At 74.3% G+C, this 1,712-nt stretch carries 1 protein-coding gene; it reads right to left on the reverse strand.

Annotated features, from left to right (window positions below; all coding sequences use genetic code 11):
* Nucleotides 1-95 precede the first annotated feature (95 nt).
* Nucleotides 96-1,532, reverse strand: coding sequence for a ferredoxin reductase family protein (locus tag GKQ77_RS32445; protein WP_308117853.1), 1,437 nt, complete (start codon nucleotides 1,530-1,532; stop codon nucleotides 96-98).
* Nucleotides 1,533-1,712 lie beyond the last annotated feature (180 nt).

The raw sequence follows: 1,712 nt of genomic DNA on the forward strand, positions 1-1,712 counted from the left end.
CCCATGGACGGCGTACTCCAACTCGAAGGGGGGTTCGACGCGAAGGCCCGCCCCGTTGGCCGGGGCCTTCACATCGGGCGTTTCACATCGGGCGTTCAGAAGGCGAAGTTCTCGGCGTGGACGCGCTGCGCGGGGACGCCCGCGCGGACGAGGGCGGCGGTGGCGGCGGCGGACATGCCGGGTGGGCCGCACAGGTAGACGTCGTGGTCGGCGAGGTCGGGGACGAGGTCGCGCAGGGCCTGCGGGGAGATGGGGTCGAAGGCGGCGCCGGACGCGCCGAGCAGATAGTGCAGCCCCGCTCCCCTGCGGGCGGCGATCGCCTCCAGCTCCTCCCTGAGCACCAGGTGTTCTGCGCTGGTGGCGCGGTAGAGGAGGGTGAGGTCGCCGGGGGCGCCGGGCAGCGTTTCGAAGAGGGCCCGCATCGGGGTGATGCCGACGCCGCCCGCGAGGAGAAGCACCTTGCGCCGGGTGCGCCGGTGGGCGGTGAGCGCGCCGAACGGCCCGGTGGCCAGGACGCGCGTGCCGGGCCGCAGGCGCCGCATCCGCCGGGTGTGGTCGCCGGCCGCCTTGACGGTGATGCGCATGGTGTCGTCGCGTACCGGCGCGGAGAGGGAGAAGGGCAGCGCGGTGCGCCAGAGCCTGCGCCGGAGGAACCGCCAGCGGAAGAACTGCCCCGGTTCGGCGCGCAGTTGGTCGAGCCCGATGCCCTGCACGACGACGGAGACGACGCCGGGTCCCTCGTCGCGGACCTCGGTGACGCGCAGGCTGTGCCGCAGGGCTTGCCGTACGGGGACGACGAGGCGGTACCAGAGGAGCAGGACGGCGACGGTGGCGTGCGCGAGGGCCCACAGCCAGACGCTGAGGACGCTGCCCGCGATGTCCGGCCCGGCGAGCTGGTGGGCGAAGGCGAGGGCGGCGCCGAGGTAGGTGAGCAGGTGGGCGGCGCGCCAGGTCTCGTGGGCGAGGCGGCGGCGCAGGGCGCGGGCGGAGGTGGCGCCGACGGCGGCGAGCAGCACGGTGCCCACGGTGGCGGCGGCAAGGCCCGGGTAGCCGAGGAGGTCGAGGGCGGCGCGCGGGAGGCCGGTGTCGGTGTGCGCGGCGTAGGCGTAGAGGGCGAGCAGGGCGTGGGCGGCGCAGAGGCTCAGCACGTACCGCCCGCCGAGGGCGTGCAGCCGGGCGAGCCGGTCGGCGCCGACGCCGTGCTCGATCGCCGGTACGCGGGCCATCAGCGCCAGCATGACAAGCACCCCGTACCCGGCGAGCAGCCCCGTGAGATGCGCCCCGCCAGCGAAGACACCGGCGACCCTGAAGTCCCCCTGGACCTGCGCCGCCCACATCCCGCCCACGGCGAGCGCTCCGACGACGATCCCGGAGCGCAGGGCGCGGGGTGATACGCGCGGAGCCGCGTACGCCCTCGGGGGCTTCCTGGGCCTCGGCGGAACCCGCACCTCCGGTACCGGATTCGTCTGGCGCAGATACGCGGACAGCGCGGGGTGAGTGTCGGGCCGGGGGTCGGCTGCCTGTGTGGTCACGGCGGCACACTAGACGCGGCCCGCACCGAAAAAGCGCTGGTCAGCGCGGTAAGTCCAATCCTTAAGCCCCCCTTGAGGACCCCCTCAAGAGCCGTTAAGCAAACGACGCCCCACGGCAAGAACCCTGCGCGGGGTGAACGGCCCGCCCCTACGGCAAGAACCCAGCGCGGGGTAAACGGG

This window comes from Streptomyces anatolicus, assembly GCF_019400875.1.
Classification (GTDB): Bacteria; Actinomycetota; Actinomycetes; order Streptomycetales; family Streptomycetaceae; genus Streptomyces; species Streptomyces anatolicus.